11 protein-coding genes, 1 pseudogene and 1 riboswitch are annotated in these 14,089 nt (G+C 49.8%); of the genes and pseudogenes, 9 read left to right on the plus strand and 3 right to left on the minus strand.

What is annotated here, in order from left to right; translation table 11 throughout:
- Positions 1 to 135: 135 nt before the first annotated feature.
- Genes ATH33_RS04300 through nadA form a run of 3 tightly spaced genes read left to right on the plus strand, consistent with a single transcriptional unit; the run spans position 136 to position 3,616 of the window.
- A complete protein-coding gene (locus ATH33_RS04300) occupies positions 136 to 1,671 on the plus strand; it encodes an L-aspartate oxidase (protein ID WP_052186728.1) in 1,536 nt (511 codons plus the stop codon).
- Positions 1,668 to 2,513: a carboxylating nicotinate-nucleotide diphosphorylase gene (gene nadC / locus ATH33_RS04305; protein WP_037995883.1), complete on the plus strand. Its 846-nt coding sequence runs from the start codon at positions 1,668 to 1,670 to the stop codon at positions 2,511 to 2,513. Before ATH33_RS04300 ends, nadC begins: the two co-directional genes overlap by 4 nt.
- Positions 2,504 to 3,616: a quinolinate synthase NadA gene (gene nadA, locus ATH33_RS04310; RefSeq protein WP_037995881.1), complete on the plus strand. Its 1,113-nt coding sequence runs from the start codon at positions 2,504 to 2,506 to the stop codon at positions 3,614 to 3,616. The genes nadC and nadA overlap by 10 nt, the downstream gene beginning before the upstream one ends.
- 39 nt (positions 3,617 to 3,655) lie before the next feature.
- Here the strand turns inward: nadA and ATH33_RS04315 are convergent, their stop codons facing one another.
- The gene (locus ATH33_RS04315) at positions 3,656 to 4,789 is read right to left on the minus strand and encodes an SH3 domain-containing protein (RefSeq protein ID WP_052186724.1); all 1,134 of its coding nucleotides are present in this window, start codon (positions 4,787 to 4,789) and stop codon (positions 3,656 to 3,658) included.
- Between the two features lie 216 nt (positions 4,790 to 5,005).
- Complete coding sequence (locus ATH33_RS04320; protein WP_052186723.1) at positions 5,006 to 5,920, minus strand: L,D-transpeptidase family protein; 915 nt, start codon at positions 5,918 to 5,920, stop codon at positions 5,006 to 5,008.
- A 223-nt stretch (positions 5,921 to 6,143) separates the two neighbouring features.
- Here ATH33_RS04320 and ATH33_RS04325 point away from each other — a divergent pair, with 223 nt between their 5' ends.
- From ATH33_RS04325 to ATH33_RS04350, 6 genes and pseudogenes are all read left to right on the plus strand, one after another.
- Positions 6,144 to 7,280 (plus strand): HAD family hydrolase, encoded by a 1,137-nt coding sequence (locus tag ATH33_RS04325; protein WP_037995920.1) that lies wholly within the window; start codon positions 6,144 to 6,146, stop codon positions 7,278 to 7,280.
- 99 nt (positions 7,281 to 7,379) lie between these two features.
- Positions 7,380 to 7,991, plus strand: coding sequence for a superoxide dismutase (locus ATH33_RS04330; RefSeq protein WP_037995878.1), 612 nt, complete (start codon positions 7,380 to 7,382; stop codon positions 7,989 to 7,991).
- Positions 7,992 to 8,133: 142 nt separating this feature from the next.
- Complete coding sequence (locus ATH33_RS04335) at positions 8,134 to 8,856, plus strand: cell wall hydrolase (RefSeq protein WP_049720509.1); 723 nt, start codon at positions 8,134 to 8,136, stop codon at positions 8,854 to 8,856.
- A 217-nt stretch (positions 8,857 to 9,073) separates the two neighbouring features.
- The gene (locus ATH33_RS04340; protein ID WP_049720508.1) at positions 9,074 to 10,387 is read left to right on the plus strand and encodes an MGDG synthase family glycosyltransferase; all 1,314 of its coding nucleotides are present in this window, start codon (positions 9,074 to 9,076) and stop codon (positions 10,385 to 10,387) included.
- A gap of 348 nt (positions 10,388 to 10,735) precedes the next feature.
- Positions 10,736 to 11,449: pseudogene (locus ATH33_RS04345) on the plus strand (fumarylacetoacetate hydrolase family protein); the annotation flags it as partial.
- 80 nt (positions 11,450 to 11,529) lie between these two features.
- Positions 11,530 to 11,644: riboswitch (SAM riboswitch) on the plus strand.
- A 76-nt stretch (positions 11,645 to 11,720) separates the two neighbouring features.
- Positions 11,721 to 13,013: a homoserine dehydrogenase gene (locus ATH33_RS04350; protein WP_121874137.1), complete on the plus strand. Its 1,293-nt coding sequence runs from the start codon at positions 11,721 to 11,723 to the stop codon at positions 13,011 to 13,013.
- A 74-nt stretch (positions 13,014 to 13,087) separates the two neighbouring features.
- On the opposite strand, the gene ATH33_RS04355 is transcribed toward ATH33_RS04350, so the two are convergent.
- On the minus strand, positions 13,088 to 13,678 hold the full coding sequence (locus ATH33_RS04355; RefSeq protein WP_037995870.1) for a helix-turn-helix domain-containing protein: 591 nt from the start codon (positions 13,676 to 13,678) through the stop codon (positions 13,088 to 13,090).
- Positions 13,679 to 14,089: the final 411 nt, after the last annotated feature.

A 14,089-nucleotide genomic window follows, 5' to 3' on the forward strand; every position in this document is an offset into this window, starting at 1 on the left:
AAAAAAGAACGACAGACCTTTTTTCGTGAAGTGTTCAAAACATAAAAAGAAAAAATTTGCTATTGACATTCCTTTCGTTATTGAGAAAATGAATATGAACAAATTGTTAACGTTTTTTGAAAGGACCTTATCATGATGAGACAAGTCACTACCGATTATATTGTCGTAGGGAGCGGGATTTCCGGTTTAATGACAGCGCTTTTCTTATCCGAAACCGGAGAAGTGAAGGTTTTGACCAAAGCATGTGAAGATGAGAGCAATTCTTACCGGGCCCAAGGCGGGATTGCCGCGGCCGTCGGCGTTGCAGACTCTCCCAACCTGCATTGGCAGGACACATTGCGGGCGGGAGTGGATTTGTGTGATGAGGATACCGTGCGTTTGATGGTGAAGATGGCTCCCGACACGATCCGGTTGCTGGCAGATTGGGGAACGCCTTTTGATAAAAAGGGGAATACCTATTTGCTGGCCAAAGAAGGTGCCCACTCGGCTTCCCGGATTTTGCGGGTGCACGGGGATTCAACCGGAGCCGGGATCACTTCCACCTTACTGCGGCAAGCCAAGCGGCGAAAATCCATTCATATGCAAACGCATACAATGGTGGCCGATTTGTTGGTGGAAAACGAAACTTGCCGCGGAGTGATTGCACTGGATACCGGTCGGGAGCCGACGTGTTATCTGGCACGGAAAGGGGTGGTCTTGGCGACGGGAGGATGCGGTCAGGTCTTTAAGTATACGACCAATGACCTGGTGACCACCGGTGACGGTTTTGCAATGGCACATCGTGCCAACGTGCAATTGACGGACATGGAGTTTATTCAGTTTCATCCGACTGCACTGGCCGTCGATCAAAACCCGATGTTTCTCATTTCGGAAGCCGTGCGGGGCGAAGGCGCCGTTTTGGTGACGGAATCGGGAGACCGGTTCATGGAACGGTATCACGAATTAAAAGATCTGGCTCCCCGGGATGTGGTGTCCAGGGCCATCTACACCGAAATGCAGCAAGGGAACCAAGTGTATTTGGATGCAAGACATTTGAAAGGGAAATTTGCCCACCGGTTTCCTGCCATTTACAAGAAATGCCGCAAAGCCGGGATTGATCCGGAACGTGAATGGATTCCCGTCCGGCCGGCCGCGCACTTTATCATGGGAGGAATCAAAACCGATTCTTATGGACGGACTTCCCTCCCGCGGCTGTTTGCATGTGGGGAAGTGGCTTGCACGGGTGTCCACGGTGCCAACCGTCTGGCGAGCAATTCTTTGCTGGAAGGAACGGTTTTTGCGCAACGGGTGGCGGAAAAGCTGTCGTCTTATGAAGAGCAGTCCACAACGATGCAACTTCCTTCGCAATTTCCTCGTTTGTGCCAAGATAAACAAACGGAAGAAAAAATCAAAAAGGAAATCCGGCAGATCATGTGGGATCACGCAGGCATTGTCCGCACATCGGAAGGATTGGCTGAAGGGCTTTCCAAGCTGAAACGGTTGCAGGATTCGGGACGCGTTCTGCCGGGGATGTTTGAGTTGAGAAATATGTTAACGACTGCACAATTGGTGATGAAAGCTGCACGATGGCGCGAGGAGAGCAGAGGGGGGCATTACCGTCGTGATTTCCCGCAAACCATTCCTGAATGGGCGGAAAAACACAAAGTGATCCAAGGGGGGATTTCATCGTGAATTGGATAGCATTAAAGCAATGGATTCGTGAAGTATTGAACGAAGACATCGGTGCCGGCGATCTCACGACGGAAGCGCTGGTGCCGGCGGATCATCAAAGTTCTTGTTTGTTTATTGCCAAGCAAGACGGGGTGATTGCCGGTTTGCCGGTGGCGGAAGCCGTGTACCGGGAGTTGGATCCCGAAATAAGGTGGGAATGGCTGGTCCGGGAAGGGGACCGGGTGAAAAAAGGAACGGCGATTGCCCGGATCACCGGACCGACCCGAGCCATCTTGACGGGGGAAAGGGTAGCGCTGAACCTTTTGCAACGGATGTCAGGCATTGCCACGATGACCCGGCAGTTGGTGGACCGGTTGGAAGGGCTTTCGTGCCAGGTGTTGGACACAAGGAAAACGACACCGGGGTTGCGGCAGTTGGAGAAGTATGCCGTCCGTGTCGGCGGCGGCACCAATCACCGGTTTGGATTAAGCCACGGCGTGATGATTAAAGACAATCACATTGCGATGGCGGGGAGTCTGGCGGCGGCGATTGAACGGGCCCGCAAACATGTCGGGCACATGGTGAAAATTGAAGTGGAAGCGGATACCTTGGAACAAGTGAAAGAAATTTTAAAGCATGATGTGGATGCGATTTTGCTGGACAATATGGATCTTGACACACTGCGGGAAGCCGTTCGTTTGATCGACGGCCGGGTATGGACCGAGGCATCCGGAGGGATCACACCGGAAACGATCCGCCCGATTGCGGAGACCGGGGTGGATGCGGTATCGCTCGGTTGGCTGACGCATTCGGTTTCCGCTCTTGATATCAGTTTGGATTTTGGGGAGGAGGCATCTCGATGATGGATACCATGTTGAATTACTTGGATCAAGATTTGCCGGAGGTTTACCGTTCCATGTCCGGGCAGGAGCTGGACGAACGGATTCAAAAGGCAAAAAAAGCACTGGGGGACGATTTGGTGATCCTCGGCCATCACTACCAGCGGGATGATGTGATTCAATATGCCGATTTCCGCGGGGATTCCTTGCAATTGGCCAAGACGGGAGCGAAGCAGAAGAACGCCAAATATATCGTGTTTTGCGGGGTGCATTTTATGGCTGAGACGGCCGATACGTTGGCGTCCCCGGGGCAAACCGTGATTTTGCCGGACCTGCGCGCCGGTTGTTCCATGGCGGATATGGCGGACATTGAAGAAGTGGAAGAAGCTTGGGAAGTTTTGCAGGAAACATTTCAAGACACGGTGATTCCGGTCACTTATGTCAATTCCACGGCTGCGATCAAGGCTTTTGTCGGAAAGCACGGCGGAACCACCTGTACGTCTTCCAATGCGAAGCAGGTGTTAGACTGGGCATTCCGCCAAAAGAAGCGCGTGTTTTTCCTCCCCGATCAACACCTGGGGCGCAACACCGCTTATGATCAATTGGGCATTCCCTTGGAAGAAATGGTGGTTTGGAATCCTGCAGACGGAAAGTTTGAGGAGCAAAAAGGGCCGTTGGATCGGGTGCGCATGATCTTATGGAAAGGATATTGTTCCGTGCATCAAAAGTTCACTCCTGAACAAGTGCACCGCATTCGCAAGCGGGATCCGGAAATGAAAGTGATCGTCCATCCGGAATGTTCTTTTGATGTGGTGCAATTGGCCGATGATTCCGGTTCGACCAGCTATATCATCAAAGTGATCGAAGAAGCGCCGGCCGGAAGCCGCTGGGCCATCGGCACCGAAGTCAATTTGGTGCAACGGCTGGCCCAGGAACATCCCGACAAGCATATTGAACTGCTAAGCACGACGATGTGTCCCTGTCTGACCATGAACCGGATTGACCGCCCCCATTTATTATGGGCGCTGGAAAGTATCCTGGAGGGAAACCCGATTCATGTCATCAAAGTGGATGAGGAAACCAAACATTGGTCCAAGGTCGCGTTGGACCGGATGTTGACTGTTTGATAAAAAAAGGAAGGAGAAACCAATGTTTCTCCTTCCTTTTTATTGGGCAACACTGTGATGTATAAATCCGGTGCGCCCGTCTTTTAATTGGATGATGTGCCAATCACCGTTGTTTCCGATTTTTTTCAGTTCCGTTCCTTGAGCCACTCGCATGATAATGGTTGCATTTTCTGAAGGGGAATTACGAATGTTGGCAAGAAAGACCGTTACTTTGATCGTTTGGGCATCGGGTGTTTTGGCTTCTGTTTTTTCGGCGACACTTTTATGGACGTATGCGGTGTAACCGCTGGATAACCGGACCCGGTACCATTCCGCATTTTCTCCGGTCAGCACAAGTTGGGTGCCTTTGTTTACTTTTTGCACAATCGGAGCGGACAAAGACGGATTGGACCGGATGTTGGTCACGGAACCGGTGACTTTGATGGAACCGGTGGCATCGGTAAAGTTATTCTGATTGGAAGAACCGGTGTTTTTCGTCACGGTAGATGAATGGATAAACCCGGTTTTGCCGCCCGGTGTTTTGATTTGATACCAATCCTTGACAAAGCCGGTCATTTCCAGAACCGTCCCTGTTTCAGCCTGTTCCGTGACAAAGGCTCCCAGTGAAGGGCCTGTCCGGATATTGGCCAGGTTGACCGTCACTTTCAATTGGCCGCTTGTCGGTTGAACGGCAAAGGAAGGATCTCCGGCCCATTTCCCCGTCGATTTTCCGCTGTGAATCCACACGGGGGTGCCTTCAGGGACGATTTTGTACAATTCATTCACATCTTCATTTTTCATCCGTACACATCCGCTCGAAGCGTGGCTTCCGATGCTTTCCGGTTGATTGGTCCCGTGAATGCCGTAAGTACGTCCATTGTCTTCATTGACACTGATTCCCATCCATTTATCTCCCAACGGGTTCTTCGGGTCTCCTCCCGGGATGTTTTTCCAGCCGGGTTTGTTGATCTTGACCACCATGGTGAATGTTCCTTCGGGAGTCAATTCTTTCGTGCGGCCGGTCGCCACCCGGTATGTTTTTTCCAAGGTACCGTCTTTATATAAATAGAGTGTGTTCGTGGATTTATTGACCTCGATTTGGTAATTGGCCGCAGCGCCTGCGGTTCCAAAGTAAAAACCGAAGACCAGAACGATGGCCAAAATGGATGAGAAAATCCATTTTATATGTTTCAACGCTTCTTTTCCCTCCTACATGTTATTGTGAAAGCAGCAGGAGTTTAACCGGAATGAAGCCCGATCGGATCATGCAATCGTTTCCCCCTCCTTGCTTGCGAATCATCAACTGAAATTAACTATACCGGAAAAATTGGGGGAGAGAGCAGGAGGAATTTTACCATTATTTGAATTTCGCGCAGAAAAAATGCCTCGTCAGAGGCATGACACATCCGTTTACCGGCGGATGCAAATTTCGTGAATGTATGCGATCGATCCATCTTTCAGGCGCAGTTTGTAAAAATGCCCTTCTTTCCCGATGGCGGTCAAGACCATTCCTTTGGGAACGCGTTGAAGAATGGTTGCCGACAAAGAAGGCTGAGACCGGATATTGGCCAAAAAGACACCGACACGGATTGAATGTTGATTTCCGCCAGTGTTCCCTTGCACCCGGATATAGTTTTGATGGACATAAGCAGTGCGTCCGTCCGCCAGTTTCACTTGCACCCAATCCTTCGTTTTTCCCGTGGCCGAAAGACGGGCGCCTTTGTTTAATTTTCCGATGATCGCGGCGCTGAGGGAAGGGGCGGTCCGGATATGAACGTGGTTGCCCGTAATGGTGGCGGTTTGTAAAACGGGTTGTCCGTTCTGTTTCCCTTGTGGTTTTTGATTGCTTTTGCCGCTGTGAATCCAAACCGGTGTACCTGTCGGAACCAGCTTCGATAATTCGATGACGTCCTGGTTCCGCATGCGGATGCAGCCGTTGGAAACATATTTCCCGATCGACCCGGGTTGATTGGTGCCGTGGATGCCGTAAGTTCTGCCCTGGTCCCCGTTCACGCGGAGACCCAGCCAGCGTTCGCCCAGCGGGTTTTTCGGATCTCCTCCCGGGATGCCTTTCCAGCCGGGTTTGTTGATTTTGATGACCACGGGAAACGTGCCTTCCGGGGTCAACCCCGGCTGACGCCCGGTAGCCACCGGATATACTTTTTTCAATTGATTGCCTTGATACAGATAGAGACGGTTGGTGGCTTTGTTGACTTCTATTTTGTAACCGAAGGAAGCTGCATCAGAAACCGTCGGCCAAAATGAAAAAATGAGTGTGAAGGCAATGGTCGTGATCAAAAGAGAGGACCATTTGAAAAAACGCAATCGGCATGCCTCCTCGCCAGTAAATTTGTTTTTTCTGTCTATTTAGATAATAATGGATGTTAAATGATTTGTGAAGAAGAGAGTCTCATTTCAGGATGTTGCGCAAGAGATTTCATTCAAAGTCGCAAAAAGAAGAAGATTCCTTTCTTGCGAGACAAGGAGTGCTTTATTACAATGAAGCGAAAGGCAGAATGTGATGTTTTTCTCAAAAGGGGTGTTCCGATTGTATAAAACGGTTTTATTTGATGTGGATGGTGTGTTTTTAAGTGAAGAAAGATGTTTTGACGCTTCGGCGCTGTCCGTGTGGGAATTGCTCCATTCGCCGCAATATCTGGGGCTGGATGACCAAAAACATGTGGTCCGGCCTTCCGAAGAGCAGATCCGCCGGATCCGGAAAGAGGTTTTTGTAAACGATCAAGTTTTGGACTGGATGAAACAAAAGGGGCTCAATTCCAACTGGGATATGGTTTATCTCGTCTTTTCGGGACAGCTGATGCTCTTTTTGAAGGCATTGTATGAAGAAAAACCGGAGAGGGTAAAACAATTATTGAGTGAACCGGTGACGGTGGAGGTGCTCCAAGCGATCCAAAACGAGGCAAACGGCTTTCAACTGCGGTTTTCCGGCTTTATCTCTCTGTTTGACGGGAAAGAAAACCTGGACAAACATCAATTGTTGATTTATTTCAATGAACTGGCTTATGAATGGTTTGGTTTCGCGGTGGATGCGTTTTCCCGGAATTCTTCCTTGTGGAAATTGGCTTACTCGGTTTATCAGGAATGGTATTTGGGTGATCAAAGATTTGAGGAAACAGAGGGCAAACCGGCGAGACAAAAAGGGAAAAAAGGATTTCTTGAAAATGAAATTCCCCTTGCCGAACCGGAAAAGGTCAGGCAATTGCTGACAACGTTAAAAGAAAAGGGAATCAAAGCCGGAATCGGAACCGGGCGCTCCTTTTTGGAAACGGAAGTCCCTTTCCGCTCGTTCGGCTGGTTCACCTTGCTGGATGAGAACCATATTGCCACGGCAAGTGATGTGATGGAAGCGGAAAAAGCATATCCCCATCGCGCCCCGCTCGGAAAGCCCGAGCCATTTACCTATGTCCGGGCTTACTTGGGGAGGGAGGCAGACATCAGCGATTGTCTGGACCATCCGTTGCCGTTTGAAAACGGAAAAGAGATTTTGATTGTGGGCGATTCGGTGGCCGATTTGCTTGCGGCCCGGAAAATGGGCTGTGATTTTGCCGCAACTTTGACCGGTCTCACCGGGAAAGCAGCCCGGGCGAAGTTTGAAGAGCTGGGGGCGGATTATGTTTTGGAGGACATTACGCATTTCATTCCTCTCCTTCAACGTATCGGTTGACTAAATACTTAAATTTCAAGCATAATAAATATAGATGTTGGTTTTGTTTCCAATGTCCCAAAAAGCCATTCATTTTCATTACATAGGAGGTTAAAAACCATGGCCAAATACGAATTGCCGCCACTGCCATATGCAAAAGACGCTTTGGAACCGCATATTGATGCAACCACCATGGAAATTCACCATGACCGCCATCATGCGACCTATGTCAACAATTTGAACGCTGCGCTGGAAGGGCACGATGTTGGTGCCAAAAGCGTGGAAGAATTGATTTCGGACTTGAATGCTTTGCCGGAAAGCATCCGCACCGCTGTCCGCAACAACGGAGGCGGACATGCAAACCACAGCTTGTTCTGGCAAATTTTGAGCCCGAACGGAGGAGGCGCCCCGACGGGTGAAGTGGCAGAAGCCATTAATGCCGAATTTGGAAGCTTCGATGCCTTTAAAGAAGAATTCTCCAATGCAGCCAAAGGTCGTTTTGGAAGCGGCTGGGCATGGCTGGTTGTGAAAGACGGCAAGTTGGCCGTCACCAGCACGCCGAACCAAGACAGCCCGTTGATGGAAGGGGCGACCCCGATCCTGGGCTTGGATGTTTGGGAGCACGCTTACTATCTCAAATACCAAAACAAACGTCCGGAATACATTGAAGCGTTCTGGAACGTTGTTAATTGGGAAGAAGTAAACAAACGTTACCTCGCCGCTCGCGGTTAATCCCGGTAAAAAGACACAGCAAAAACGCTGTGTCTTTTTTTGTGTCTTTTGATTCCCAATAAATCACTATTGAGTCGTAAAATCCCTTCTCCTACAATAGCGATTGTGTAGCTCTGCCCGGTCAAAAAGGGGAGGGGATTGAATGAAGACAGCGAAAAATCTGGCGGCGGCCATTGCAATTCTTGCCATGGCTGTGATTGTTTTGTATAAAACCGCCCATCAAGGACATGCAAAAATGGCAGACCGGAAAATATTGAAGAAAACATCCGCAGCAGTGGATGACAGAGAATATATCCGCTTATGGAAAGAGAGGAATCAAGAAGCGTTGAGCGAGGGGATCGCTGTTTCCCATGTGAAACAAGATGCCCGGAAAACCAAGCCGGTTCGCTTGGCCGGGAAATCCATGCAAAAGAAAGAAACGGGCAACACCGCGCAACCCGGTAAAAATGAAATAAAAGGAAAAATGGCCGGCGATGGGCCGGGGAAAAAAAGATTTGATGTCACGCCTTCGGAAAAAAGGCTGTTGGCCAAAGCGGTTTACGGAGAAGCCCGCGGAGAATCGTTCAAGGGGCAGGTGGCCGTGGCCGCGGTGATTTTAAACCGGACGGAACATGCGGCTTTCCCGGACAGCATCCGTAGAGTGATTTATCAGAAAAATGCTTTTACGGCGGTCAGTGACGGACAAATTCAACTGGAGCCGGACGCCAAGGCGGTAAGAGCGGTGGAAATGGCGATCCAAGGGGAGGATCCGACACAAGGAGCCGTTTATTATTACAATCCGGAAATCGCCACCTCCGAATGGATGGAGAAAAAAGCGTCGAACAGCAAGAAAATGCGCATTGGTGAACACGTCTTTTTTAAATAGCATCCGTGTTTTTGCTCCCTGTTTCAAAAAAGTGTAGAATATAGAGATACAGCGGCCCTGTGTCATTTTTTCCGCTTCCCTGAAGTGAGGGAGAAGCGGGAGGATGAAGACTGGTTCAACGGGACATCCTTCATCGGGCGGGAAAGCATATTCGCCATCCGGATGACGTAAAGATGGAAGTAGCCAAGCCGTTTTTGTTCAATGGGAAGAGCCGGAGGTGTCGGACGGATCGTGCCGAAGGCGAAAGGAAACGGGGGAAACGGCCCGCAGCACGGCATCCAAAGAGTTGTCCGAGTGGTTGCTGCACTTTGCGTGTTTGGTTTCATTGCGAGATTACGGATTTAAATCCGGGCAGTTTTGGGAACAGTATATAGGGGTTAACGGGTTTGCAAAGGAGGGAAGCGCCATCGAACGCATATTACTGCTGACCATGGGCTTCGGTACCGGACATAATGCTGCCGCCAAGGCACTGAAGTGTCAATTTGAAAAAATGCCTGCAGTAACAGCGGAGGTGGTTGATTTACTGGATTTGATCCCTGGCACCTTCCATCCCCTGTTGCAATCTGGATATCACGGAATGTTGAACAAGTTTCCAACCCTTTATCATTATTTATATGACTGGACTCATCACAATAAAATGTTTCGTTATGTCTCAAGCGAACTCATTGAAAAGATGGGATGGTCCATTCGGAAGAAAATGGCGCAACTCTTTGAACAAGTGCAACCGACACGAATAGTTTCCACCCATCCTTTTGCGTTGCTTTTGTGTCCGACCCAATGGGAGGAAGTTCCGGCCGTCGGAGTGATTACCGATTATGAATTGCATCCCATCTGGCTGATGCGGTTGCCGCATGCGCTTTTTGTGCCCAAGCGTTTGCTGAATCAATGCCAGTTGGAACAAATTCAGTGGACAACAGGGCTTGAAATCCATGAAACAGGCATACCGGTCAATGAAGCTTTTTATGAAGAAATACCGAAGGAAGAAGCGCGCCGACAATTGAATTTAAAAAGCGACGAACCGGTGGTGTTGATCATGGGCGGAGGCACCGGTCTCGGACCGCTGGAGCAGTTGGTGGATGAAATCCGGCTTCTCCGTTCCATGCAATTTGTTGTGTTGACCGGGAAAAACAACCAGTTGTATCACCGGCTTCAAAAGAAAGTGAATCAACCACACATCCGGATTGAACCCTTTCGTTGCGACATCCCGCTGAGGATGGCGGCTGCCGACTTGTTGGTCACCAAACCCGGCGGATTGACCATCAGCGAGGCCATTGCCAAAAAATTGCCGATGTTTTTGTTTGAAGCTTTACCGGGACAGGAAAAAGCCAATCAACAATATTTGTTGCACCATCGTGTGGCCATGATCACCAGACCGCAGACGATCCGGTTGCAATTGGAAAAGTTTTTTTCGCCGGATTATAAAAGAGATCGCATGGTCGAACGGTTTACCGGGCTGATGTCGCCGAATGCGGGAGAGCGGATTGTTCACGAGACGCTTCGAATCCAGGCAAAGATGATGCAGACTTTATAGCTAACATGGAGCAGCTACAAAGTCTGTTTCTTTTATATAAAGGGGGATCTGCTTTTGAAACTGGTCACGTATTGCGTCAAAGCCGATGAATTGAACATCCAGACGGAAGAGATTGCCGGTGCCCGCCTGGGACTGGTGTCAGGGGCATGGATCATCGATGTGGGACTTGCCCAAAGATGGCTGGAAATTGAAAAACGTTTGGTTTTTTCTCATGAAATCGCAACGGAGATGGGGCAATGTCTGGCCAGAGGGGATGCGGAATTCAACGCCCTCAGAGAGATGGAAAGGCAGCTTGCGCAGGAGGACATCGGGACTTTGCAGATCGAAGGGGAGCCCGTTGCGATCCGCCTGAAGGAAGCCAGGCTGTTTGCGCCGGTTCCTGTGCCGAACAGTTTTCGCGATTTTTATGCGTTTGAGCAGCATGTCAAGACCTGCCGCCATAAGCGGGGACTTCCCATGGTGCCGGAGTGGTATGAAATTCCTGTTTTTTATTTTTCGAATCATCGGTCAATTGTCGGGCACGAGTCACGGGTCAAGAAGCCGGAATACACCAACGAGCTTGACTTTGAACTGGAAGTGGCCTGTGTCATCAAAAAGAAAGGAAAAAACATTCCGCACGAACGGGCGTTGGAATATATTGCCGGCTTTACGATTTTAAATGACTGGAGTGCAAGGGATGAGCAACGAAAAGAAATGGCGGTCGGGTTGGGGCCGGCCAAAGGGAAAGATTTCGCCACCTCGATGGGTCCTTATCTGGTGACGCCGGATGAATTGGAAGACCGCCGGTCCGGTGAGCACTGGGATTTAAAGATGCGGGCCAGAATCAACGGCAAAGAGGTTTCATCGGGAAATGTAAAATCGCTTTACTGGAGTTTTGCCCGGATGATCGAGCGGGCTTCGCGGGATTGTGAGCTTTTCCCGGGCGACGTGATCGGCTCCGGGACGGTCGGAACCGGCTGCATCCTGGAATTGGGCACTGATGTGCACCGCTATTTGGAACCGGGGGACGTGGTGGAACTGGAAGTCGAGCGGCTCGGCATCTTGAAAAACCTTATTATTTAAAAGAGCGGCCCTTGACAAAGAAGGAGTTGAACTTCATAATATACAGAAATATTTTTTGAATTGAATACAAAGCAGATTCATTCTTATCCAGAGTGGCGGAGGGACTGGCCCGATGAAGCCCGGCAACCTCGGTGATCAGCCAATCACCGGATGGTGCCAATTCCTGCAGCGGTTGAAACCGCTGAAAGATAAGAAGAACGTTCTTCGGATCTCAACCCTCTTCTTATCTTTATGGAAGGGGGTTTTTATTTTGGGAGGCAGAGGTGGAACAATGGAAAAAGTGAATGTTGCGTTGCTCGGTTTGGGAACCGTGGGAAGCGGAGTGTGGAAAATGCTCAAGGAAAACCAGGATGTGATTGCCCGCAAAACCGGGAAGTGGTATCAAGTCCATGCCATTTTAGTGAAAGATCCCGGGAAAAAGCGGGATCTGGAAATCACGGATGCACGGATCACCACGGATTTTTCCCAGGTTCTGACCGAAGAGACGGATGTGTTGGTGGAAGTGATGGGGGGAGTGGAACCGGCTTATTCGTATATCAAACAGGCGATAAAAAAAGGATGCCATGTGGTGACCGCCAACAAAGAGCTGATCGCCAAACACGGCATGGAATTGGAACAGCTGGCCAAACAATGCAAAGTCCAATTGCGGTATGAAGCCAGTGTCGGGGGAGGCATTCCGGTCATCAGCACCCTCCGCCATTTTCTGAAGGCCAACCGCATCGACCGGATCCAAGGCATTTTAAACGGAACGACCAATTATATTCTGACCCAAATGCAAGAAAAAGGTTGTTCGTTTGCGGAGGTTTTAAAAAAAGCCCAGGAAAAAGGGTATGCGGAAAGCGATCCTTCCTCCGATGTGGAAGGATTGGATGCGGTCTATAAATTGACGATTTTGATGCGGCTTGCTTTTCAGGCGCAGGTATCCGTTTCGGACATTTTTTATCAAGGAATTACCGATATGCTTCCGGGAGAGCTTCAATTGGCAGAGAGATTGGGGTATTCGGTCAAATTGTTGGCACAGGCCGAAAAATTTGGCGAGAACGGCCCGGTTTCCGGTTTGGTTTTTCCGACGCTGGTGCCCAAGGAACATCCGTTGGCCTCGGTCCGGGATGTTTATAATGCCGTGACGGTCGAAGGCGATTATGTTCAGGATTTGACATTGGTCGGACAAGGTGCGGGACAGAAACCGACAGCCAGTGCAGTGGTGGAAGACTTGCTGAACACAAACGGCTTTGCGGAACAAAACCCCCTTCCGGCAAACGAGCCATGGATGCTCTCCGGGGATGATTTGTTTCCCACCCGGTTTTTGTTGCTCAAAGTACGCGGGCAGATTTCCGAATCCATGCTTCCGCCGTCTTTCCCTGAAGAAGCTTCGTCCCTGGCTTTGCTTCCGGCGGAAGAACACACGTTTATCGGGTTGATTCTCCGGGGATGGACACAAGAGAAAACAGATACCCTGGTTTCCACATGGGATGGAAAAGTGGATGGCATTCGGATCCGTCCGGTGTTAAGCGGCGAAGCAACGGGCAGCAAACGTTCCCTTCCGCTTGCCCGGACGATGTGAAAGAAAGGCCGCCGGGCAAGGAGCAGGACTCCTTGTGCGGCGGCCGCTTGATTGCCGAAGGATTCAGGGCGGGATTAATATTTGCCGGAATACATCATCAAACCATGCTTGACACAATGGACATACAATTTCGCGCCTTTGACGGCCGGGAACCGGAAAGAAGGGTCTTGCTCGGGGTATAACCGGTTCAGGTAAACTTTGTCGCTTTTGACCAAGGCGGCAAAAGAAAGATAGTGTTCTTTGGTCATCGGGTGGTCCAACGTAAAGAAGTAATCCGTGTCCGTTTCTTCTGCCTTGATTTCTGTTTCGTGAAGGGCTTTCGCAGGCCGGAGCCGTTCCAGCTTTCTGCCGCAGCAGAAGACAGAGGCATTTCCGGTGCTGACCAACATATTTCCGCAGCTTGGACAAACATAAAAGCGTACTTTGTCCATATTCCCGGCGTCCGGTCGGTTGGGAATGATTTCCCCTTCCATCATTTGTGCGATATCCGCACCCAAAACGGCGGACAATTTCGGCCACAGGGACAAATCCGGACATCCGGCTCCGCATTCCCATTTTGAAACGGTTTTGCTTTGCACCCCTAACGCATCGGCAATATTTTTTTGGGTCAGGTTTTTTTCTTTGCGCAGTCTGGCAATCAACTTGCCGATTTTATCAGCATCCATATTCTTGCCTCCATCTTTTTATATTTATCTTATATTCATCGCCCGATTTTGGGTTGGTTGCAAAATTCCTGCAGTCGGCGTCCGGGATGCAGGTTGGTTGCCAATCAAAAATGGGCGCCTGTTTTGGAAAAATTGCCGGAGTGTTTTTTCTTGCTTGATCCATTGCCTCACCCCGGGTTTTATTATATCTCCCGGGGCTGCTGAAACGTCATCCACGCTCCGTGGAGTTTCGGACTCAGTCATTTTGTTTCGATCCTCCGGTTGTCTTTATTGAAGGTTTTGGGAGAATTATTTTATGATGTGGTAGAAAAGCAGATTATCAGAGCGTGTTTTTATTATGGGGTTGATCGGTTGGATTCCCGGACAGCGGAAAGCTTGGGGACGGATCCGGTTGTTTCACCGGCACCAGAC

The sequence above is a fragment of the Thermoactinomyces vulgaris genome, from assembly GCF_003688725.1.
Classification (GTDB): Bacteria; Bacillota; Bacilli; order Thermoactinomycetales; family Thermoactinomycetaceae; genus Thermoactinomyces; species Thermoactinomyces vulgaris.

Coding starts and splice junctions, on each gene's coding strand:
- ATH33_RS04300 (WP_052186728.1), top strand. CDS start 136: ATGAGACAAGTCACTACCGATTATATTGTCGTAGGGAGCGGGATTTCC.
- ATH33_RS04330 (WP_037995878.1), top strand. CDS start 7,380: ATGGCCAAATACGAATTGCCGCCACTGCCATATGCAAAAGACGCTTTG.
- ATH33_RS04335 (WP_049720509.1), top strand. CDS start 8,134: ATGAAGACAGCGAAAAATCTGGCGGCGGCCATTGCAATTCTTGCCATG.
- ATH33_RS04350 (WP_121874137.1), top strand. CDS start 11,721: ATGGAAAAAGTGAATGTTGCGTTGCTCGGTTTGGGAACCGTGGGAAGC.
- ATH33_RS04355 (WP_037995870.1), bottom strand. CDS start 13,678: ATGGATGCTGATAAAATCGGCAAGTTGATTGCCAGACTGCGCAAAGAA.